General features: G+C 46.6%; 14 protein-coding genes. 7 read left to right on the forward strand and 7 right to left on the reverse strand.

Going from position 1 to position 22,501, the window contains the following annotated elements; genetic code table 11:
* Positions 1–291: 291 nt before the first annotated feature.
* Entirely contained in the window at positions 292–987 is a 696-nt protein-coding gene (locus tag EK374_RS11890) for a pirin family protein (protein WP_127023716.1), read from the reverse strand.
* A 333-nt stretch (positions 988–1,320) separates the two neighbouring features.
* Between EK374_RS11890 and EK374_RS11895 the strand changes: the two genes are divergently transcribed.
* The 3 genes from EK374_RS11895 to EK374_RS11905 all read left to right on the forward strand — a co-directional run bounded on the left by EK374_RS11895 (position 1,321) and on the right by EK374_RS11905 (position 4,659).
* On the forward strand, positions 1,321–1,782 hold the full coding sequence (locus EK374_RS11895; RefSeq protein WP_127023719.1) for a hypothetical protein: 462 nt from the start codon (positions 1,321–1,323) through the stop codon (positions 1,780–1,782).
* Between the two features lie 269 nt (positions 1,783–2,051).
* Positions 2,052–2,642 carry a LemA family protein gene (locus tag EK374_RS11900; protein ID WP_127023723.1) on the forward strand — a complete coding sequence of 197 codons (591 nt, stop codon included), beginning with the start codon at positions 2,052–2,054 and terminating at the stop codon, positions 2,640–2,642.
* A gap of 139 nt (positions 2,643–2,781) precedes the next feature.
* Positions 2,782–4,659 (forward strand): M48 family metallopeptidase, encoded by a 1,878-nt coding sequence (locus EK374_RS11905; RefSeq protein ID WP_127023726.1) that lies wholly within the window; start codon positions 2,782–2,784, stop codon positions 4,657–4,659.
* A gap of 21 nt (positions 4,660–4,680) precedes the next feature.
* Here the strand turns inward: EK374_RS11905 and EK374_RS11910 are convergent, their stop codons facing one another.
* The 4 genes from EK374_RS11910 to EK374_RS11925 all read right to left on the reverse strand — a co-directional run bounded on the left by EK374_RS11910 (position 4,681) and on the right by EK374_RS11925 (position 13,324).
* Positions 4,681–9,234, reverse strand: coding sequence for an EAL domain-containing protein (locus tag EK374_RS11910; protein ID WP_127023729.1), 4,554 nt, complete (start codon positions 9,232–9,234; stop codon positions 4,681–4,683).
* A gap of 27 nt (positions 9,235–9,261) precedes the next feature.
* On the reverse strand, positions 9,262–9,618 hold the full coding sequence (locus tag EK374_RS11915) for an MmcQ/YjbR family DNA-binding protein (protein WP_127023734.1): 357 nt from the start codon (positions 9,616–9,618) through the stop codon (positions 9,262–9,264).
* A gap of 111 nt (positions 9,619–9,729) precedes the next feature.
* Positions 9,730–11,751, reverse strand: a complete 2,022-nt coding sequence (locus EK374_RS11920) for a S9 family peptidase (RefSeq protein ID WP_127023737.1) — start codon at positions 11,749–11,751, stop codon at positions 9,730–9,732.
* 52 nt (positions 11,752–11,803) lie between these two features.
* Entirely contained in the window at positions 11,804–13,324 is a 1,521-nt protein-coding gene (locus EK374_RS11925) for a fumarate hydratase (RefSeq protein ID WP_127023740.1), read from the reverse strand.
* A gap of 311 nt (positions 13,325–13,635) precedes the next feature.
* On the opposite strand from EK374_RS11925, the gene pabB reads away from it, so the two are divergent.
* From pabB to EK374_RS11940, 3 genes are all read left to right on the forward strand, one after another.
* Positions 13,636–15,027 carry an aminodeoxychorismate synthase component I gene (gene pabB, locus EK374_RS11930; RefSeq protein ID WP_127023743.1) on the forward strand — a complete coding sequence of 464 codons (1,392 nt, stop codon included), beginning with the start codon at positions 13,636–13,638 and terminating at the stop codon, positions 15,025–15,027.
* Positions 15,028–15,031: 4 nt separating this feature from the next.
* Positions 15,032–15,595, forward strand: coding sequence for an NUDIX hydrolase (locus tag EK374_RS11935; RefSeq protein ID WP_127023746.1), 564 nt, complete (start codon positions 15,032–15,034; stop codon positions 15,593–15,595).
* A 274-nt stretch (positions 15,596–15,869) separates the two neighbouring features.
* A complete protein-coding gene (locus tag EK374_RS11940; RefSeq protein WP_127023749.1) occupies positions 15,870–17,249 on the forward strand; it encodes an L-serine ammonia-lyase in 1,380 nt (459 codons plus the stop codon).
* Between the two features lie 88 nt (positions 17,250–17,337).
* On the opposite strand, the gene EK374_RS11945 is transcribed toward EK374_RS11940, so the two are convergent.
* Together EK374_RS11945 and EK374_RS11950 are read right to left on the reverse strand one after the other, a co-directional pair.
* Positions 17,338–20,526 carry an efflux RND transporter permease subunit gene (locus EK374_RS11945; RefSeq protein ID WP_127023752.1) on the reverse strand — a complete coding sequence of 1,063 codons (3,189 nt, stop codon included), beginning with the start codon at positions 20,524–20,526 and terminating at the stop codon, positions 17,338–17,340.
* A complete protein-coding gene (locus tag EK374_RS11950; protein WP_127023755.1) occupies positions 20,526–21,746 on the reverse strand; it encodes an efflux RND transporter periplasmic adaptor subunit in 1,221 nt (406 codons plus the stop codon). Before EK374_RS11950 ends, EK374_RS11945 begins: the two co-directional genes overlap by 1 nt.
* A gap of 431 nt (positions 21,747–22,177) precedes the next feature.
* Between EK374_RS11950 and EK374_RS11955 the strand changes: the two genes are divergently transcribed.
* The gene (locus EK374_RS11955) at positions 22,178–22,486 is read left to right on the forward strand and encodes an isoamylase early set domain-containing protein (RefSeq protein WP_127023758.1); all 309 of its coding nucleotides are present in this window, start codon (positions 22,178–22,180) and stop codon (positions 22,484–22,486) included.
* Positions 22,487–22,501 lie beyond the last annotated feature (15 nt).

Genomic DNA, 22,501 nt, shown 5'->3' on the forward strand with positions numbered 1-22,501 from the left:
CTCCCAAATTACCCCTAACAGAATGTCACTGAATTGCATTTCAGTGACAAATACGCCGATTTATTATCAAAGCGACTGCATGTGGTTAAATCATGAGGCAATAACAGGTTCTCTTGTGTAATTAATTGTTCATTGCTCGCACTTCAATACTTGTGCATCTTACCAGCTGAATTCGCTATCAGGCTTCTTGGTCGTACCATTGCTGAATAAAGCAGCTTGTTATTGCATACGCAAAAAAGGATGCATGTTCTGCATCCTTTTCATTTTCCATCTATTGAAATACCGGACTGATTAGCCGGGCAAATCAAACCAGAGTGCTCTGACAGGCTCTGCTCCTGCTTTGGCGATTAACTCAGTCAAATGAGTCAGCTTGATACCATCACCCGGTTTGAGCAGTTGTTCCGCGACTGTCAGTTCACCATTAATCAGGTGCAGGTAATAAGCCCTGCCCGGTTTTACCTGTATCTCTTGTTGCTGTGACGCCAGTAAAATCAACTGAGACAAACTGGCATCCTGCTTGATAGTCAAAGTGCCGTTACGACCATCAGCTGTGATCACTTCTGTTAAACCCACAGCCTGACCGAAGTCTTTTTGTTGATAACCAGGTGCGCCATTGAGTTGGTTTGGCTGGATCCAAATTTGCAAAAACTTCAGCCGATCTGTGTTGCTGGCATTGTATTCACTGTGTGAAATACCTTTACCCGCGCTCATCAGTTGAAATTCACCTGCAGGTAATATTTCTTCATTGCCTGCTGAATCTTTATGCGCAATTTTACCTTCCAGCACATAGCTGATGATTTCCATATTTTTATGACCATGAGTAGGAAAACCAGCACCTGCTGCCACTTCATCGTCATTAATAACTCGCAATTCTGAAAAGCCCATTTGTTTTGGGTTGTAGTAATCACCAAAAGAAAAGGTATGTTGACTTTTCAGCCAGCCAAAGTGAGCGCGACCCCGTTCTGCTGAGCGGATAATTTCAAACATTTTGTATTCCCTCTGCATTCGAATAATCTTGAATAAGCTCACTATAGAACGAAAAAGACGTGGCAAAAAACGGAGAAAACTGACAATTAAGTTCAATTATTTTGAATAAAGTAAAACCTATTGAGATCCGTGCTACGCAGAGAAAGGGGAGCTTTGAATTCGCTTGGAGTGATGCCTGAAAATACCCCTGACAGAGTCACTCAGACTGTACCTGAAGCCTTTACACCCTAAACTTACCCATTGTATCCTGAGCCAGGAAGTGGAATCCTTTGTTTTTATTCCAGTTTGGGAGCAATCATTATTAGCAGGTATCTCACTAAAGAATACAAACTGATGGCTATCATTTTTATTTCCATAACATTTGCAGTGTTTATAGTGAAATGGGCAAGAGATGATGAACCTGAGTTCAGACCTCTTCTACAAGATATGAGGCTGGTGGATGCAGTTGAAATTGCAGATGTACTAGACCAAAACTCTATCGACTATTTTGCTGACGTTGAAAGCCATATGCTGTATGTGAACCAGAAACAGTCTGTACAGGCACGTATTGAGCTGGCTAAAATCGGCATTGTTATCGAGTACCCCAGAGTCGTAAAAGAACCTGATTTGCAAAAGGCATATGCAGAACTCAGCCGAAGTCTGGAGGAGGCAAACAACAACGCACCAATACACCAGCAATCGTGGTTTTTGAGGATGATCCGCTTGGTGATGGGGACACTGGTGCTGATTGTATTAATTCTTACGGTCATACGCCCGGCTCTGGCCGCTATTATTTTAAGTGAAGAAGAAAAATAACCTTCATTCTAAAATTGAACCTCAGCATATCAACCGGCAGAATCAGGGGCCATTGAACAATCTAAGCGCATAAAATTTTCTTCAATTGTTCAATTTCCTGCTAATTTTTCTTATTTAACAATAGACTAAGTCACTCTCTCCTGTCGCCGGCTCCATCTGTGAACTGACTCAGTGAATCTAAAAACCACAAGCTACTAACTCTATTCAACTAATTTTTACAATGCTACAGTGGTGTTGATTGAATTCCATCATTGGTAAAAGGAAATCCCATGACCACCATTATTACCCTAGTGATTGCCGCCGTTGTGCTGTTTTTTATTGTCAGTATTTATAACCAACTGGTGAAACTGAAAAACCGTTTTCAAAATGCGTTTGCTCAAATTGAAGTGCAGTTAAAACGCCGCTACGACTTAATTCCTAATCTGGTCGAAACTGCCAAAGCCTATATGTCGCATGAACGCGAAACGCTGGAAGCTGTGATTGCAGCGCGCAACAGTGCTATGACGCAATTAACAGCAGCTGCAGCCCAGCCTGGCGATGCAGCCGCAATCAGTCAACTGGCCGGTGCTGAATCTGCGCTGCAAGGCGCTATGACTAAATTCAGCATGGTGATGGAAGCCTACCCTGATTTAAAAGCCAATCAAAATATGATGCAGCTGACCGAAGAGCTGACCAGCACTGAAAACAAAGTGGCTTTTGCCCGTCAGGCCTTTAATGACGCTGTGACTGAATACAACAGCTACAAACAAAGCTTTCCGCCTGTGGTTTTTGCCGGTTTATTTGGCCATCAGCAAGATGCCAAACTGCTGGAGTTTGCGGATAGCGCAGCCATCCAAGCCGCACCTAAAGTGAGCTTTTAACGCTTCGTCCTTGAAGCTGCAGCTTCGTTCGTTTCACTTTTTCACTTCGTCCAACCTGGACCTGGAACCACGGGCAGGGCTGACCCCTGCCCCTACGCTGTCTTAGCCCGGCAGTGTCATTCACATTGGGTATAACAATATGGCTGTTGATTTTTTTGCCGCACAGGACAAAGCACGTAGCAATACCAAATTGCTGGTGGTGTTATTCAGCCTGGCCGTGTTTTGTCTTGTTGTGTTAACCAACCTTTTGTTGCTGGTGACCTTGGGGTTTATGGAGTCAGAACACTACCAGTTACTGCTTCATCCACAAGACCCCAACTGGCTAAGTCAACTGCCGTGGTCGATGATGGGCTGGGTCAGTTTAGCTGTGTTTGTGGTAATAGCTGCTGTGGTCAGTATTAAACAGGCTGAGTTAAGTCAGGGTGGTCAGGTGGTTGCCAAAGCGTTAGGCGGCAGTCGCCTTGATCACGCTAGTGCTGATGCAAAACAGCGGCAACTGCTGAATGTAGTGGAAGAAATGGCCATAGCTTCAGGTGTGCCGGTACCACCAGTGTATTTAATGTCTGAATCCTCTATCAATGCTTTTGCTGCCGGTTACTCACCGGCCGATGCGGTGATAGGTATTACTCAGGGTAGTCTGGATCTGTTAAACCGCGATCAGCTGCAAGGTGTGATAGCGCATGAGTTCAGCCATATTTTAAACGGCGATATGCGAATGAATATCCGCCTGATTGCTTTGCTGCATGGCATTGAATTTATTGGTCATGCCGGTTATTTTCTGCTTCGAAGCGGCAGCCGCAGAACAGCTGTAGTGATCAGCAGCTCCAAGTCAAAAGACAATGGCGGTGGTATTTTGGGATTGGCTCTGGGTCTGATGGTCTTGGGTTATTTAGGCACCTTTTTTGGCAGCCTGATAAAAGCAGCGGTCAGCCGCCAGCGTGAGTTTTTAGCCGATGCCAGTGCAGTACAGTTTACCCGCAACCCCGCTGGTATAGCTGGCGCACTCAAAGCCATAGGGGGGGCTCATTCAGGGAGTAAGGTAAAAAACCCGAATGCCGATGAAATGAGTCACTTATTTTTTGGTGAAGCCATCAGCCGCTGGAGCAGTTTATTTGCAACACATCCGCCGTTAAAAGAACGGATAAAACGTATTGACCCCAGCTGGGCTGGTAGTTTCCCAACTGAAGCTGAATTAATACGCCAAAGTACAGCTCCCGCAGCAGAGACAACAGGCCGAAAACCACAACACCAATGGGCAGGAGCAGAGGTAGCAGCAACTTTGCTTGCAGCCCTGCCAGCGCTGCTGTTGCATAGCAGCCGTCATGCGGCTTCAGCCCCGGCTCTGTGCTGTGCTTGTCTGGTGCAGCCAGACTATCTGGAAAAACAGTGGGATCTGATTAAAAACCTTGGCCAGGCTGGATTGTTGCACAATGTGGACAAATTGTATGACGAAGTCAGTAAACTGGCACCGGTGCAAAAATTGCAACTGGTACAACTGGCGGTTCCTGGTTTAAAGCAATTAACTAAACAGCAATTTGAAGATTTTCAGCAGCTGTGCGAAGCACTGAGTCAAACCGATGGCGAAGAAGATTTGCTGGAATGGACTGTACTCCGCTGGCTGCAACATTGTGTTGGCAGCCAGTTTGACCCTCTGTTGCTGCACAAAAAAGACATTGGCAGTCAGCTTAGCGCTATTGAACCTGCAGCTCTGGCCTTATTGGCTGTGTGCGCCGATCAGGCGCAGCATCAGCAATTGCAACAGCAAGCCTGGCAAGCTGGCCTTCAGGCGCTGGGGCTCGATATCACTACAGCCAAACCAAGCATCAGCTTTGAGCAATTAAAACACTATTTGCCAGAGCTGATGCACAGTGCACCACAAGTTAAAAAGCAGTTATGGCAGATGTTAAAAGCTGCTGTGCGAGCTGATGAACAGGTGAATGAACAGGAAGAAATGCTGCTGCGTGCTTTAGCCTTACTACTGGAAGTACCTGTTAGCCCCAATGAATTCAATCATTAACTGATCAGGAACAAACCGCAGTCAGATCATCTGACTGCGGACCAGAGCCTCAAACTGCGCTGCAGGCAAAGGCTTGCTGCATAAATAGCCCTGATAATAATCGCAACCTTGTTGTTGCAAATAATCCAGCTGATTTTGCTGCTCCACACCTTCAGCCAAAGCTTCTAACCCCAGAATATGCGCCATCGAAATAATAGCTGTAACTATGGCCTGACTTTCACTGTTGTTGGCTACATCGTCGATAAAGCTCTTATCAATTTTCAGCACATCCAACTGATAACGCTGCAAATAGGCGAAAGACGAATAACCTGTGCCGAAATCGTCAATCGCCAGATTGACCCCCATCTTATGTAAATCAGACAACACCAGTTCGGCTTGTTGTTCCCGCGACATAATGGCACTTTCGGTCAGCTCCAGCTCCAAAAACTCAGCCGGAAAACCAGTGTCCCGAAGTACCTGCGCAGTTTGTGCACCAATATCCCCATGGCTAAACTGATGTGAGGATAAATTCACCGCCAGTTTTAAATCAGGTAAACCAGCAGCACGCCACAGCGCCCCCTGACGACAGGTTTCAGCTAGTACCCAATCACCAATAGCGCCAATCAGCCCTGTATCTTCGGCTATCGGAATAAAGCGCCCCGGAGCTATCAGCCCTTCCACTGGATCGTTCCAGCGCACCAGCGCTTCTGCCCCGACAATACGGCCGGTTTTGATATCCGTTTGTGGCTGGTAATAGACTAAAAACTGCTGCAGCGCTAAAGCGCCACGCAAACGGGCTTCCAAGTCGATACGCTGACGGGCGTACAGAGTTAAATCATCCGAATAATAAGCAAAACGGCCACGGCCCTGCTCCTTCGCTCTGTACAAAGCCGCATCTGCATTGCTGAGCAGGGTTTCACCTTCTGTACCGTGGTCCGGATAAATAGAAATGCCAATACTGGCACCAATCCGCACTTCAGCATTGTTACTCAACAGCCAGGGCTGGCTCATGTCATTAATTAATTCAGTGGCAAAACGGGCCGCATCTTCACTGTGATGCAACTGTTCAAGCAGAATGATAAATTCATCGCCGCCAAAACGGGCTACAGTATCAATGTCTCTTAAACGCTGCTTCAGCGAGGCCGCTACCAGTTTTAGCAATTCATCACCTGCGGGGTGACCAAAGCTGTCGTTGATGTACTTAAAGCGGTCTAAATCCATCATAAGTACAGCAAACTGATGCTGATCGCGTTTCGCCAAATCCACCGCATTTTGCAACCTTGAACTCATCAACAGACGGTTAGGCAAGTCCGTTAATACATCATGATGCGCCAGATAAGCCAACTCCTGCTCCGAGGCTTTGAGTTGAGTAATATCTGCAAATACAGCGACATAGTGGCTGATTTGCTGGCTGGCATCGAGAATGGTATTGATGCTGAGCAATTCAGGATAAATTTCACCGTTTTTGCGTCTGTTCCAGACTTCCCCTTGCCAGTGGCCTCGCTCACTTAGTTGTTGCCACATCGACTGATAGAAGCCTGGCTCATGCCGGCCTGAACTGAACATAGCAGGCGTGTTGCCCAAAACCTCTGCTTCTTCATACCCCAACATCTGTAATAACGACTGATTCACCTGAATAATACGATTGGAGGCGTCGGTCACCATAATCCCTTCGCGGGTACTTTCAAATACTGCAGCGGCCTGTTGCAATGAGGATTCAAACTGTTGGCGTTTTACTGCGTTACCTAAAGCCGTAGCCAACATTTTTAACGCATCCAGCTCCACCTGATTCCACTCCCGACAGGATTGATGTTGCTCCACACCAAGCAATCCCCACCAGACACCATCGACCATCACCGGCACCAGGGCTATCGCCTGGATCCGAAAACGTTTCAGTACAGGCTGCAACATACTGTCCATATCCCTGGCAAGGCCTGCTACCAGCGAGCCTTTCACTAGTTGCTGTATAGCCGGATACCAGCGGGATACTTTGTTATTCAGCTCCTTAAAGGTTCGAACATGTTCTTTTTGATCCCGTCGCCATTGCGTTAACAAAGTACCGGTCACCAGCTCGTGCTGCATGCTGATCTGATACAAATAAATAGCATCCACAGCTAAGGCACGACTAACAGACGGCATCATACTTCTTAGCAATTGTTGCCAGTCACTGTGCTGCAAAAACCGCGCTGCCATATCCGCCAGATTGGACATCACCAAAGCACGCTGCTTCAATTCACGACGAAAGGCCACTTCAGCACTGATGTCATCGACTGTGACTAAAGCTCCTGATAGCTGCTCTTGCTCAAATAAAGGCTCTGCATTTACTTTTAACCAACGTTGTACTTTAGATTTCTCTATTCCCATCACTACATCACGGACGGGCAAGCCTGTGCGCAGTACTTCATTACTGGGATAAAGTTCCGCAGGAAACTCGGAACCATCTTCATAAATGGTGTTCCAGTGTTCGGCTTGAGGGATCTTACCTTGCATCTCGGCCAGACTGGTATTGAGCATCTGTTCAGCGGCAGGGTTAGCATCCACAATAGCACCGGTGTTGTCATGTAAAATCAGGCCCTCTGACATGGTATTAAATAAGGTTTTGAGCTTATCGTTACTGGCTTCCTGCTCGGACCTCGCCCACCTCAGTTCGGTAATATCAACCATGGCACCGATAATTTGCTGGTGATCATTTAATAGCGAAGGCAGTAGCCGTAAGTCATCACGAATATGACGTACTGCACCGGATGCATCAAAAAAGCGATATTCGTGACGATAATGTCCATGCAATAAAGTTTGCTCTATTGCAGTGCTAGCCTGAGATTTATCGTCGGGATGAACGGCATTTTCCCACCAGTGTTCGTGCAGCGATTCTTCAACACTGTATCCTAAAAGCCGCTCTATGTTGCTGCTGACCCAGGTGGTTTTACAACTGATACCATCCAACTCAATCCGGTGTAATAAAGTGGAGCTGGCTGTCAGAATAGTGTCCAGTTGCTGGGTGTTTTGCAGCAATTGCTGATGGCTTCGGTTTAAATCGGCATATAATTGGCGTTTTTCAGTTACGTCATCAAAAGTTGCAAGCAATAGATCTGGCTGGCCTTCCTGACTGAATCTTTGCATCATCAGTTTAATGGTCAGAACCCGGCCAGAGTTGTGACGAAGCTTCAGGTCGGATTCGACACCATTTTGTTCTCTGGAGACAAAACCAGTCGCCATAAACTGGTCTGCACTATGAGCTAAATCGCGCAGCGACATGGCCAGCAGCTCTTGCTCTGAATAGCCCAATATAGACTGCAGTTTTTTATTTACTCTGATAAAAGGCTGATGAGTACGGGATAAAATTGCCATACCGGTAAAGGGCAAGTCAAAAAAGGCCTGTACTGTTTTGTCCTGCTCTGTTTGCTTGGCGGCTAATGCCAACTGGTGAGACTGAATCAGCTCACGCCAATAGAAAAGAGCACCAAGCACCAGCAACATCAATAAAGCACCAGAGATGACAGACATCCACAACAACAAGGTATTAAGCGGCAACAAGACCTCCGCAATATCAAGCTTGCTGACCAGCATCCAGTTTGTATGCTGCACTGGTGTAAAAGCGCCCAGTACCTCCTGACCGCGATAATCCAGGCCTTCCGCTGTATTAAACTGCCTTTGCCTCAGCGCTTTAGCGGCCAACAAAGGACCATCTATATCTGCAGTTTTCACTACAGCTTGCTGAGGAAGACGCAGCGGGTTTAAAAAAGTTACAGACCTGCCTTGTTGCTGCACTAGTATGACTTCAGCAGTGGGACTGGAGACAGGCCAGTTTTGTATAGCGGGAAATAAATACTGACCGGTGTCGACCACAAAGACCAACTGATAAATGTTTTGTCCAAGTGCTAGTGGTAAAAACCAGGTTAACTGGCAATAGCGCTCCATGCTTTTTCTTTCGCACTGCACTGCAGGTTGCGACACGTTAAAATCCAACGACAGCAGATTAAACTTGATTTCAGCGCCAAGCGACATCAATAGCTGCTTTTTCGCATCAAACAACAGCACAGAATTAAAGGAATGTTTTGCAATCATAGACGCAAGGCGGTTGCGGATATCAAGTTGCTGCTTTTCATCGCCAGACTCCAGATACTGTTGCAGCTTTTGTCGGAATGAACTGTCACGGGACAACCCGTTGATATCGTAGTGGCGCTCAGCCAACCAAAGCTCAAGTTGCTGCTTTTTAATATCAGTGATGGTTCGTAAATCTGCTAAAGCTTCTGCTTTTAGTTGGCTACCGTGCACCCACTTGGTAATAACAGCCATAGCAGGAATCGCCAGCAGAAAAGCCGTGATCAGCACTATCAGTCGTAATTGCTTATAACGCACCGACACAGGCGAATCAAAAAACTGCTGTTTACGCCAGGTGGCAAGCAACAGGTAAATGAAGCACCCACTGATACAAACAAAGGCGACACCTTTGACTGTGCCTAACAATGCGGCAGTTTGTGGATCACTCACAGTTAAATGCAATAGATGGTCAGAACCAAAAATCCATAACAACGCAAAACTGCAATACAGCAGCACTATACGAATAGCAGTTAAAGGGTAAGCAGGTGTGGCCATGTGTATCCGTATCTGTTTATTTTTAGTCTATTCAGCGAGTAACGTCTGTCTCTGTACTTTTGGTAAGGATTGAATGACCAAAAATCTGGACTGATCTATTTGCCGTTTGATTTCCTGCTCTGGCACAGTGTTGTTTAAACGCAATGTATTCCAGTGCTTTTTATTCATATGGTAACCAGGAAGGATCGCAGGGAAAATATCACGTAATGCCAGAGCTTCATCCGGATCACATTTTAAATTCAGCCGCCCTTCGCCTTGGTCTGTGCCAAGGATAGCAAAGATTTTCCCTTTTACTTTATAGACATAGAAATCGGGACCAAAAGGAAAGTCTTCTTCAGTGCTCATCAATTCAAGGCAGTAGTCACGTACATCAGAAAATTGCATTCACACATCCACCAACACTGCGGTTTCATTAGACGGGCGGATATCGTAGGGGCGCGGCTTGCACCGGCCCTTCGCCCGCCCCTACATTTTTCGGTCGCCTTTTGCGACACATTATTTGCGGGTATGTAATTTCATCCAGTCAAAAACTTCGTTGTACCAACGCTCAGCATTACGCGGTTTTAAAATCCAGTGGTTTTCATCCGGGAAAATCACCAGTTTGGATTCAATACCCTTACGCTGTAGCGTGGTGAAAGCACCTAAACCCTGAGCGTAAGGCACACGGTAGTCTTTTAAGCCATGGATCACCAGCATAGGTGTTTTCCAGTTATCGACCAAAGCTGACGGATTAAACTTCTGATAATCACCCTCTTTGTTCCACACTGGCCCCCCCATATCGTGCTCAGGGAACCATAACTCTTCAGTGCTACCGTAGAAGCTTGGCATATCAAATAAACCGGCATGGTTAACCAGACATTTAAAGCCTTCAGGCCAATTGCCAGCAATCCAGTTCATCATGTAACCGCCGTACGACGCACCTAAAGCACAGGCGTTATTACCATCCAGCCATTTTTCTTTTTCGGTAATAAAAGCCAAGCCTTTTTGTAAATCAACCAATGGCTTACCACCCCAGTCACGGGCAATAGAGTCGGTAAATGCCTGACCATAGCCGGTAGAGCCGTGGAAGTCGATCATCACCACGCCATACCCCTGAGCTGCCCATAACTGCGCATTCCAGCGATAGTTAAACATATTGCCAAAGCTGCCTTGTGGACCACCGTGTACGATAAAGGCGATCGGGTATTTCTGGCCTTCTTTGTAATTGACGGGTTTCATCCAGTAGCCATGCACTGTTTCGTCATTGGCTCCGGGGAAATTAAACTGAGCAAATTCAGCAAACTGAATATCAGCCAAAGCCTCTTTGTTGATTTGAGTTAAGGCCGTAGGCGCGCCGGTTTCAGCAGTGATCTGATAAATATCTGTAGGTTTGTCCAGACTGTGATTGGTAAAAATCAGTTTGTTGCCAGCGACATTTAAGTCATTGGCAGTGCCGTCAGCATAAACTTTGCTGATATCACCAAAGCTGGTGTTAATAGAGAAAATACCATGCTGGCCAGTGTCCTGCGCTGTGACATAAATGGTTCTGTTGTCCGCACCAAATTTATAGTCGCTGATGGATCTGTCCCACTCTGGCGCCAGTTCTTTGCGCTGACCAGTGACCATATCCAATAAAATCAAACCAAAACGATCCGCCTCGTACACTGGTTTTTTCATGGCTAAATAGGCCATAAAACGACCGTCGCTGGAGAAGGACGGTTTGGCATCCCATGCGGCGTTATCTCGGGTTAAGTTAACTTTTTCCCCACCTTTGAGCGACACCTGGAATATATCAAAATTGGTGTGCCAGGCCTGGTCTGCACCTGGGATTTTGGCACTGAACACCAGGTTTTTACCGTCAGGAGTAAAAGACACTTCGTTGATGCCCGCTATGTCTGTATTCCATTCTGGCAATAAATCCTTAGCGTCTGTCACTTTCTTAGCGGTTAAATCGGCGACATACAAATGACTTCTGAATTCATCTGCCCAGGTATCCCAATGCCTGACCATCAACTGATCGTAGACCATGGCACTGTCCTGCTGACCTGCTTTGACTTGTTTGGCTTCTACAGTGCAGGATAAAGTTTCACAACCTGGCTTAGCGGCCATTTGCAGTACAATTTTGCTGTTGTCCGCTGAAACTAAAAAACCATCGACATCCAAAGGCAAATCTGTGATTTGCTGCGCTTCGCCACCTGTTATTGGTAAACGCCAGACCTGCGAACTGCCTGAGCGGCCTGCGATAAAATACAAAGCACTACTGTCTTTGCTCCAGGCGACGCTGTGTTCTTTGTCATCATTAAAGGTTAAACGACTAACTTTATTGTTTTGCTGTAAGTCGACTAAATACAAATCCGCACTGAGATCCGCAGGAGCCAGACCGCCATTCTTTTGGCCGTAAACCAGATAACGACCGTCAGGGGATACGACTACATCGTAGACTTTATTTAATTTATTTAAGTGTTCAATAGTAAGCGGGGTTTTTGCAACTGCTGCACCACTTAACAAAGCAGCGGTGAGAAAGATCCAGGCTTTCATAATGTCTCCCAGTAGAAAAACGCCCTGAGGTTCAGGGCGTTGTTAATCATTTTTAGTTATTGGCAAGTTCAGCTATCTTCACTTTCCAAATAGCAGGTCCTTGTTTATGCACGTTATTTCCCTGACTGTCAACCGCCACAGTCACTGGCATGTCCTCTACGTCAAACTCGTAAATCGCTTCCATACCTAAGTCGGCAAAAGCGACAACACGGGACTTTTTAATAGCTTTGGAGACTAAATACGCCGCACCGCCAACCGCCATTAAGTACACTGCTTTGTGCTCTTTAATACTTTCAACGGTTTTGTCGCCACGCTCAGACTTACCAATCATGCCAAGCAGACCAGTTTGGCCTAACATCATATCTGTGAACTTATCCATTCGGGTCGCTGTGGTTGGGCCTGCTGGGCCTACCACTTCAGAACCTACTGCATCCACAGGGCCGACGTAATAAATAAAGCGGTTCTTAAAATCAACGCCTTCAGGTAAAGCTTCACCTTTAGCCAGCATGTCGGCAATACGTTTATGTGCAGCATCACGGCCCGTCAACATTTTGCCTGACAATAAAACGGTTTCGCCCGCTTTCCAGTCCAGCACATCAGCAGGAGTCACAGTATCTAAATTGACACGACGTACATTGGCACCCAGCTCCCAGGTCACTTCAGGCCAGTCTTCCAGCTTAGGAGGCGTTAACACCGCAGGACCTGAACCATCTAAATGAAAATGCACGTGACGGGTCGCGGCACAGTTTGGGATCATCACTACTGGCTTTGAAGCAGCATGAGTGGCGACAGATTTGATTTTGACATCCACCACTGTGGTTAAACCACCTAAACCCTGAGCACCAATACCCAGTTTGTTCACTTTGTCGTACAGTTCAACCCGCAGCTTTTCATCGGCAGTTTCAGCGCCTTTTTCCAGCAGGTCCTGAATATCTACAGGTTCCATCAGGGCCTCTTTGGCAAGCACTGCAGCTTTTTCAGCCGTGCCGCCAATACCTATGCCTAACATGCCTGGCGGACACCAGCCAGCGCCCATTTTTGGTAAGGTTTCCAGCACCCATTCAACCACTGAGTCTGATGGGTTGAGCATCACCATTTTGGTTTTGTTTTCACTGCCGCCGCCTTTAGCCGCAATAGCCACTTCAACATGGTGACCCGGGATCATATCGATATGCACTACAGAAGGTGTGTTGTCCTGGGTATTTTTGCGGGCACCTGCAGGGTCAGCCACAATAGAAGCACGCAGCGGGTTATGTGGGTTCAGATAAGCACGGCGTGTGCCTTCATCCACCATTTGCTGCACTGTCATATCGGTTTTATCCCATTTGACATCCATACCTATTTTCACAAAACAAGTGACAATACCAGTGTCCTGACAGATAGGTCTGTTGCCTTCGGCCGACATACGGGAGTTAATCAGAATTTGCGCTATAGCGTCTTTGGCCGCCTGGTTTTGTTCTTTGTGATAGGCCTTTTCCAGAGCCTGGACAAAATCCAGCGGATGATAAAAAGAGATGTACTGCAGTGCATCTTCGATGCTGTCGATAAAGTCTTGCTGGCGAATGACGGTCATGTGATCTGTGCCCTTCCGTTTTCCCCGTCGTTCTTGAAGCCGCAGCTTTGTTGACTGCGCTCTTCGTCCCGGTCACATAGTGGCCTATGCTCCCGTGGACTCACTCGCTTGTCGTCGCGCTGCAACTCCAATGACTTAGGGTAATATAAGTTCTATGATTGTGAATTATCCTGTTGGCTGTTCTGCATCCAAACCAAAAGGCATTTTCTATGTTCAGGTGAATTAATGCTGATATGATACAGCGCAACAGATCCAGCGGCTAGTCAACAAGCATATTTTTGCCGGAATTAGCCCGTTTTATGAGACAAGCTATGTCACAGTATTTAAAGTTAGATGCCAAAACGCCGCATCTGCTGGAGTATTTTGCTGCTATAGCAGCAGAGCCATGGGCCATGTTGCTCGACTCAGCCGCCAGCCATCACGTCAATAGTCGTTTTGATATTCTGGTGGCTCGCCCTGTCGCGACCCTGGTCTATCAGCAAGGTCAGTTAACGCAAACAGAACAAGGCCAAAGCCAACTGCTGCAAATGGACCCTTTTGGTGCACTGCAGCAACTAACCAGCCGTTATTTTCCGGATAAACCAAAGTTATCAGATACCCCTGATTTACCTTTTGTCGGCGGCGCTTTAGGTTATTTTGGCTATGACCTGGGTTCTGTGATTGAACCTGTGCCACAAGCCGCAGATACAGGAGCTTTGTTGCCTGATATGGCGGTGGGGATTTACCTCTGGGCGCTGATTCTGGATAAACAACAGCAGCAACTTTGGTATGCAGATTACCGCGGTGATGCAGCAAGCCACTGGCCACAAACCAGCGAGCTTTTTACTGCAGCAGCACAGACCGTAGCTTTTGAATTAACCTCTGACTGGCAGGCCAATATGGACAAGGCCGGTTATAGCCAGAAGTTTGAGCAGGTACAAAACTACCTGCAAAGTGGCGATTGTTATCAAATTAATTTAGCCCAGCGTTTTGAAGCCAGTTACAGTGGTGATGAATGGCAAGCTTATTTAACCTTGCGCAGTAAAAATGCCGCCCCTTTTTCAGCCTTTTTGCGTTTACCACAAGGCGCGGTGTTAAGTTTATCACCGGAGCGTTTTTTACAACTCAAAGCAGGTCAGGTCGAAACCAAACCTATTAAAGGCACCAGACCCCGTTTTGCTGATGCACAACTTGATAAGCAAAGTGCAGAAGAGCTGCAAAGAGCCCCAAAAGACAGGGCTGAAAATGTCATGATTGTGGATTTACTGCGAAACGATTTGGGCAAACATTGTGTACCAGGCACAGTCAAAGTCCCGGCTTTGTTTGCTATTGAATCTTTCCCTGCAGTACATCATCTGGTCAGCACTATTACAGGCACTTTAAGCCCTAATGCCGATGCCTGTGATTTATTGCGCGGCGCTTTTCCGGGTGGATCTATCACAGGAGCCCCTAAAGTGCGGGCTATGCAAATTATTGCCGAATTAGAACCCAACAGCCGCTCTGTGTATTGTGGTGCAGTGGGTTACATTAACAGCAGCGGCGATATGGATACCAATATTGCTATCCGTACTTTGGTGATGGCCCAAGGCAAAGCCTTTTGCTGGGCTGGTGGAGGCATAGTAGCTGATTCAGAAGTGAATGCTGAATACGAAGAAACCTTTCATAAGGTGAATAAGATTTTGCCATTGCTGACTCAGGTAAGTCGCTCGGCATCCACGGACTAACAGCATGAACCGGCAGCAGTTTTTACAACGTTTTTTCCTTCAGCCAGCCAGGCAGTCTGTGTTGCTGCAGGTGGAAAAAAGTAAAGCTGCAGCTGTGTTAGTGGTGTTGCGGCAACACGAAGACGAACTGCAGTTATTATTGACCAAACGCAGCTCTGAGTTACGCCATCATCCGGGCCAAATCAGTTTTCCGGGTGGCAAAATTGAAGCCGATGAACAAAGCCATCAGGCAGCGCTACGCGAAACCTATGAAGAAACCGGTATAGCGCCAAAACAGCTGCAACTGATTGGGCAATTGCCCAGTTATGCCACTGGCACAGGTTTTTTAATTCACCCCTGGATCGCCTTTTTAACCGAAGAAGTTGAGCTGCAATTGCAGTTGTCTGAAGTTGAATCGGCGTTTTGGCTGCCTTTGCCTTTTGTATTTGATCCACAAAACACCCACAGCGAGTATTTTTCGATGCATGGGCAGTCTCACTTAATGCATTTTATGCCTTATGGTCCACATCTGATTTGGGGAGCAACGGCAGCTATCCTCTTTTCACTCAAACAGCAGCTACATTATTAATTTCGTAAGGGCCGCGGCTTGTCCCGGCCCTTTTATACGCACCGCGGTGTCGTTAGACGGGCGGGGACAAGACTGACTGGCATCGGATTTGCATTTGAGACGGGCGGGGACAAGCCCGCGCCCCTACACCCAAACGTCTGACTGTAATCAATTCCGCACACTACCGGTTACACATCTGCTGTAATAAGCACCGACCAGTTACCAGGTGAGTTACGAAATTAATTCGCTTCCGTTAGAATGGCGCCCAATTCTTATAACTAAAAGCAGGATCCGAATGATTATTAGTGCTTTTGATATGTTTAGCATTGGTATTGGCCCATCCAGTTCTCACACCGTAGGCCCAATGCGTGCTGCCAAAAAATTCTGTGAAAACCTGCAAGCCATGGGTTTATTTGAGCAGGTCACCAGCGTCAAAGCTGAGCTGTTTGGTTCCTTAGGTCAAACCGGTATTGGCCACGGCACAGGCAAAGCGGTGATTTTAGGTTTATCCGGCTTTTTACCAGAAAACATCGAACCCGATGCTATCCCTGGTTTATTAAAGAAAGTGGATGAAAGCCAGACTATACAGCTGGATCAACAACGCTCTGTCGCTTTCCCACGCGAAGGCGCCATTGTTTTTCATCGCCGTAAAACCTTAAAAGAGCATTCCAACGGCATGGAATTGATTGCCTATGCTGGTCATGAAGTGCTGTTTAGCGAAATTTATTTTTCTATTGGTGGTGGTTTTATTGTCAAAGCCGAAGACTTTGCCAAAGAAAAAGAAGCCGCCAGCCAGTTTGCTGCCGATAATCCGCCACCATTCCCATTTGAAAGTGGTGCTGAGCTGATGAAGCTGTGCAAAGAAAACGGTTTATCCATCGCAGGTTTGATGATGGAAAACGAGAAGGTGCTGCGCAGTGAACAACAAATTCAGGACGAGCTGGGCAAAATCTGGCAAACCATGTACGACTGCGTACAACGGGGTATTCGTACTGAGGGCATTTTACCTGGTGGCTTAAAAGTAAAACGCCGCGCCCCTGCCCTGCATAAACGATTAATGGCAGAAAAAAGCTCAGATCCTCTGCAAGTGATGGACTGGGTGAATTTGTTTGCTTTGGCAGTGAACGAAGAAAATGCCGCTGGTGGCCGCGTAGTCACAGCACCAACCAATGGTGCAGCCGGTATTATTCCTGCAGTCTTGATGTATTACGACAAATACATTCAGCCTGTGACGCCTGATATCTATTGCCGCTACCTGCTCACGGCAGCTGCTATAGGTATTTTGTATAAAAAGAATGCATCGATTTCTGGCGCTGAAGTAGGTTGTCAGGGTGAAGTGGGTGTGGCCTGTTCTATGGCTGCCGGTGCTTTAACCGAAATTTTAGGTGGCTCTGTTGATCATGTGGAGAACGCCGCCGAAATTGGTATGGAGCACAACTTAGGTTTAACTTGTGATCCGGTGGGCGGTTTGGTCCAGGTGCCTTGTATTGAGCGTAATGCCATGGGTTCTATTAAAGCTATCAACGCATCACGTTTAGCTTTGCGTGGCACAGGCGAACACAAAGTATCGCTGGATAAAGTCATTAAAACCATGTGGGATACAGGCCGTGATATGCAAAGCAAATACAAAGAAACGTCGCGTGGTGGGTTAGCCGTCAACATCATCGAATGTTAAATCCCCTGCGTTCTTGATGCTGCAGCTGTGTTGGCTGTGTGCCCCATAAAAAAAACCGCCTTTCGGCGGTTTTTATACTTCAGTCACTTCACTTCTGCAGTGGTAACTCGTCAATTGGATAACTGCTGTCTTCCGGTGTTTTACTTCTGAACAACCCCAGAAAGTCATCCAAAATCACATACAGAGCCGGGATTAAAATCAAGGTAATCACAGTTGCAAATAAAATACCGTAGGCCAAAGATACAGCCATAGGCACTACAATTTGTGCTTGCAGGCTTTTTTCCAGCACTATAGGCGCCAAACCTAAGAAAGTAGTTAAAGAGGTCAGCATAATAGGTCGGAACCGACGGGTTCCGGCCCCAACAACAGCTTCTTTTAGTGGCATCCCGTTGCGACGAGATTCATTAACAAAATCCACCATTACTAAGGAGTCATTGACGACCACACCAGCCAGCGCAATCAGGCCAAACAAAGACATGATGCTAACACTTAACCCCAGCAGCATATGGCCTAAAATGGCACCAATTAAACCAAAAGGGATCACCGACATAATGATCAGTGGCTGAGTGTAGGACTTCAAAGGGATCGCCAGCAGTGCATAAATAACAAACAACGCCAGCAGGAAACCCATGGCTAAGTCAGTCATTGCATCAGCTTCCTCCAGACTTGCCCCTTCCAGCGCAGTTTCAATACCATATTTTTGCGCAAGTTTCGGCAGCACTTTCTCCTGCAACTCTTTGGTGATTTTCATGGGTTCAGCTAAAGCTTTATCCACTGAAGCACTGATAGTGACAGAACGTTCGCCATCCACCCTGTTGATGGCCGAATAACTTGGTTGCGCTTTGTATTCAGCCACCTGAGAAAACGGTACTTCGGCGCCTGTCGAAGTGCGGATTTTCATATTCTCCAGATTACCAACTGAGCGACGCTCTTCTTTTGGATAGCGCACCATCACTTTCACTTCTTCGCCATCACGCTGAATACGCTGCGCTTCAGCACCGTAAAAACCATGCCGCACTTGTGTGGCTAAATCCGATAACGTAATACCCAACGCCTCCGCTTGAGGTTTAATTTTCAGCACTATTTCGTCGTTACCGCCGCTAATACTGTCTTGGAGATCATAAACGCCCTGATACTCCAGCATGGCCGTTTTAAGCTCTTCAGTGGCTAAACGTAATTGGTCAAGCTCTTTGCTTTTGAGCTGAAACGAAATATCACCACCACCACCGCCACTGGTCGAGGAAAAAATTTGCAGTGTTTTTACACCGGCAATTTCTGGTATTTGCTCACGCCACAAACGCACAAATTCATTGGCGTCTATAGTACGACCCTCACTTTTTTCCAGCTCAATCACAAACTGGCCACTGGTATCAGACTGAGTAAAGGTCAGGCGGTGTTTCATTAAGCCTTCTTCACCTTTGGCCACGATCTGTTGATTGGTTTTCACCAGAGCCGCTTCCAATTGTTGCATCGCCTGCACTGTAGCCTTGCCGGATGAGCCTTCCATCATGGTTAAATTAGCGTTGATAAAGTCGCTTGGAATATTAGGGAAAAACACCCAACGCACATGACCACCTGCCATTAAGCCAATCATCAGCACCATCATGGCGAAAAAACTGGTGGCGGTGATATAGCGGTATTCAATACACCATTCGATAGCTCTTTTATAACGGCCAAATACAAAGCTGTCTGTCGCGCCAGATACTTTCAGCCGGACAAATTTCAAACCATTGCTGCAGGAACGGCCTAAACCATAGAACAAGCCTTTTCTATGCTGATCCCAAGGCTTGCTGTCCATCGCTATTAAGTGAGCAGGCAAAATAAACTTGGATTCCACCATGGAGAAAATCAGACATAAAATAACTACCCAGGCGATAGATTCCCAGATAGGCCCTTGCGGCCCCCCCACCATCAGCATAGGAATAAAGGCTGCGATAGTGGTCATTACACCAAAAGTTGCAGGCATAGCCACACGTTGGGCGCCTCGGATCACAGTCTCGGCCGATTTGCCGTATTTCTCTATTTCTGTGTAGGCGCTTTCCCCTATGATAATGGCATCGTCCACCAAAATGCCCAGTACCAGAATAAAGCCGAACAAACTGATCATATTGATAGAGACATCAAACATCGACAAAGGCATCAGCGCTATAGTGCCCAAGAAGCAGACCGGAATACCCACCATCACCCAAAAGGCGACTCGAAACTCCAGGAACAAGGTTAAACTGATAAGCACCAGCAAAGCGCCCATCAACATATTGTCTGTCATCAAGTCCAGCCTGCCTTGCAGGTAATAACTGGAATCTCCCCAATAATCTATGTTCATGCTGTCAGGTAAATCTGTCTTTTTCTTCACGACATAGTCTTTGACCGCAGCAGCAATTTTTAAGGTGTTATCTTCACCTACAGCATCAACCTTTATCGAAACTGAAGGCTTGCCATTGAACGTAGAGTACGATTCCATTTCGACAAAACCATCTTTAATTTTGGCAATGTCGCCCAGTAGCAAACGGGTACCATCTGCTCTGTTAATCAGCACTATGTCGGCAAAGTCCTGTTGACGATACGCCTGGCCTTTGGCACGTAATAAGATATTGCCGTTGTCGGCTTTAATGGACCCTCCCGGCAAATCGACTGAGCTGCCACGCACTGCGGCCACCATTTGATCAAAGGTAAGGCCGTATTCGCGCAGTTTGTGCTCAGACACTTCAATAGATACTTCGTAGCCTAAGGCTCCCACTACTTCTACTTTACTCACGCCGGGCAGCTTTTTCAGCTCATCCCGAACATCTTTGGCAAACTCTTTCAAGCCACGCTGATCGGTATCACCGTAGACAGACAACCACAATACATTGCTCTGAAATTTGGTGTTGTACACCACAGGCCGTTCCGTTTGTTCAGGAAAAGACGAGATGGAATCCACCTGCATCTTAATTTCGTTCATCACTTCCTGAATGTCGTAACCAGACTGAATTTCAACACTGACAGTTGCCATCCCCTCTACAGCGGTGGAACGGATTTTTTTGATGCCGTTGAGGCTGCGTAGTGATTCTTCAATTTTGTCGACTATCCCCTCTTCAACCTCTTGCGGCGCGGCACCTAAATAAGCCACCCGAATGGTCACTTGCTCCAGCTGAATTTCAGGGAAAGTTTGTTTTTTGATGGTGAATACACTGGCAATACCAGCGAGGAGTAAAATCACCATCAATAAGTTAGATGCCACGCTGTTGCGGGCAAACCAGGCCAACCAGCCTTTATGGGTTTGATCCAACTGCTGCATCAGCGTTTATCTCCTGACTCAGTAGCAGCTATTGCCGCTTTTTCCTTTTCTGCGTCATCCAGTACTGCATCGGCTGAAGTACGCAGCGCCATACCTTCCAACGGGTTAGCTATAGCGGTTAACACCAATTGCTCACCCGACTCTAAACCTGCACTGATATAGGCATACTCTTCATCCATTCGTTGTACTGTGACAGAACGAATATGCAATTTATTGTCACTGCTAATCGTCAGTACTTTTTGATCAGGTTTTAATAGATGCCGCTCCACCAGCACCAGATTATTACCGGTTTTACCGTCGATACGAGCCTTAACAAAACGGCCAAAACGCAACGGCGCCTGACCATCGGTTTTCAAGCGATACGGATCTTTAATTTCTGCCACCGCATAAATAACGCGGTTTTCATCATCCAACATACCTTCGGTACGCACCAGTCGGGCATTCCAATTCAACTGCTGGCCCGCAACTTCGGCAGACAACAACACTTCCGGTTGTTGCTGCTCTGCTGGCGTTAAACCCGGCATATTTAAATAGCCCACATCATTATCTGACAGAGGCAGCCGAACTTCAGCCACTTCAGTGCCATAAATAGTACCTAAGTTAAAACCACGGCTGATAAACTGACCTATGTTGGCATTTTTCAGTTTAACTATGCCATCGTAGGGCGCACGAATTTCGGTGCGGATCAAATTACGACGGGCATTTTCCAGTTCAGCTTCAGCTGAGCGTACATTCGCCAATTCCTGTGCCAGTTGTGGTCGACGTAAACCCAGCTCAGGAGCTTTACCTGCACTAAATGAACTCCACTCTTCGGCAGCCACCTTGCCCCGGGCTTTTTCTTCTTCTAATAACGCCTGAGCGCGAGCCAGATTCGCTTCAGACAGTTTTACCGCCGTCAGATAATCATATTGCTCAACCTGAATAAGTAAGTCGCCAGCGCGGAAAAAACCACCTTCAATAAAGTTATCCGCTACTTTGACTATGACGCCATTTACTTCAGACGTCAGACTGGTTACCACTTTGGGCTTAACGGAGCCTTGAGACCAGACCTGGTAGGTCAGGTTTTGTGGGGTGACAGGTTTTACTTCAACGAATAGGTTTTTTCGTTCTTCTTTTTTTTGCTCCGGTGGTTTTTTTCCCGCCACCAAAGCTGAAGCGAGCACGACTGCGCCCACCACAATCAATACCGGAACCCCTGCTTTAACCCACTTGCCTGCCATTTTTAGTCCTTTGGTCACAAATTTATCTGATGCTATCTTACAGTTCGATACGCTTTAACAGTATCTGCAGTTGTTAGCTTTTTTATCTGTCGTAAGTAGAATTTGCCTGTTATTTTTTATGCTTCTTTGCTTTTATTTTTGCCAAAGCCAAGAAACATAGGCCTTGCAGAAGATCTGACACCTGCAGACCGTCCAGCCAACACAAAAAAAACAAGGTCTTTCGACATATTTGGTTACAACTTCCCCTTACATCAGCAGCTAAATAGCTAAATCATCTATATCCATTCCAGAAAGTTATTTTGGTGACTGCCATAGCTTAGTTAATGTGGAGAAGACCAAGATCAGGTTGTTTTTTAGACACTTCATTGTCATCACAAAGCAATACACTGTAGTTTTATGTATACCCAAAGTAATTCAGGAAGGAAGCGGCTATGAGTATTAGTAAACAGTATTTAAAAACCAAACCTGTATGCAAAGTGACCTTCACTTTTGCAGGCCATCAATACCCAGAAGCGCAAAGAGTGGCTTTGGCGGGAGACTTTAATAACTGGGATCCGGAAGCTGTGTTGATGAAAAAAACCAAAACTGGTGATTTCACCGCCAGCTTAAATCTGGATAAAGAAAAGCAGTATCAATTCAGATATGTTGTAGATGGGCAAACCTGGTTAAATGACGATGAAGCGGACGCTTATGCGCCGACTCAGGTCAGTTACGATCAAAATTCAGTCGTTCAGCTGTAAAAACGAATGGGGGGC

Source organism: Rheinheimera mangrovi (assembly GCF_003990335.1).
Taxonomy (GTDB): domain Bacteria; phylum Pseudomonadota; class Gammaproteobacteria; order Enterobacterales; family Alteromonadaceae; genus Pararheinheimera; species Pararheinheimera mangrovi.

Excerpts from the sequence above, each read along its gene's own strand:
- EK374_RS11890 (WP_127023716.1), bottom strand. The coding sequence starts at position 987 with ATGTTTGAAATTATCCGCTCAGCAGAACGGGGTCGCGCTCACTTTGGC.
- EK374_RS11895 (WP_127023719.1), top strand. The coding sequence starts at position 1,321 with ATGGCTATCATTTTTATTTCCATAACATTTGCAGTGTTTATAGTGAAA.
- EK374_RS11900 (WP_127023723.1), top strand. The coding sequence starts at position 2,052 with ATGACCACCATTATTACCCTAGTGATTGCCGCCGTTGTGCTGTTTTTT.
- EK374_RS11905 (WP_127023726.1), top strand. The coding sequence starts at position 2,782 with ATGGCTGTTGATTTTTTTGCCGCACAGGACAAAGCACGTAGCAATACC.
- EK374_RS11910 (WP_127023729.1), bottom strand. The coding sequence starts at position 9,234 with ATGGCCACACCTGCTTACCCTTTAACTGCTATTCGTATAGTGCTGCTG.
- EK374_RS11915 (WP_127023734.1), bottom strand. The coding sequence starts at position 9,618 with ATGCAATTTTCTGATGTACGTGACTACTGCCTTGAATTGATGAGCACT.
- EK374_RS11920 (WP_127023737.1), bottom strand. The coding sequence starts at position 11,751 with ATGAAAGCCTGGATCTTTCTCACCGCTGCTTTGTTAAGTGGTGCAGCA.
- EK374_RS11925 (WP_127023740.1), bottom strand. The coding sequence starts at position 13,324 with ATGACCGTCATTCGCCAGCAAGACTTTATCGACAGCATCGAAGATGCA.
- pabB (WP_127023743.1), top strand. The coding sequence starts at position 13,636 with ATGTCACAGTATTTAAAGTTAGATGCCAAAACGCCGCATCTGCTGGAG.
- EK374_RS11935 (WP_127023746.1), top strand. The coding sequence starts at position 15,032 with ATGAACCGGCAGCAGTTTTTACAACGTTTTTTCCTTCAGCCAGCCAGG.
- EK374_RS11940 (WP_127023749.1), top strand. The coding sequence starts at position 15,870 with ATGATTATTAGTGCTTTTGATATGTTTAGCATTGGTATTGGCCCATCC.
- EK374_RS11945 (WP_127023752.1), bottom strand. The coding sequence starts at position 20,526 with ATGCAGCAGTTGGATCAAACCCATAAAGGCTGGTTGGCCTGGTTTGCC.
- EK374_RS11950 (WP_127023755.1), bottom strand. The coding sequence starts at position 21,746 with ATGGCAGGCAAGTGGGTTAAAGCAGGGGTTCCGGTATTGATTGTGGTG.
- EK374_RS11955 (WP_127023758.1), top strand. The coding sequence starts at position 22,178 with ATGAGTATTAGTAAACAGTATTTAAAAACCAAACCTGTATGCAAAGTG.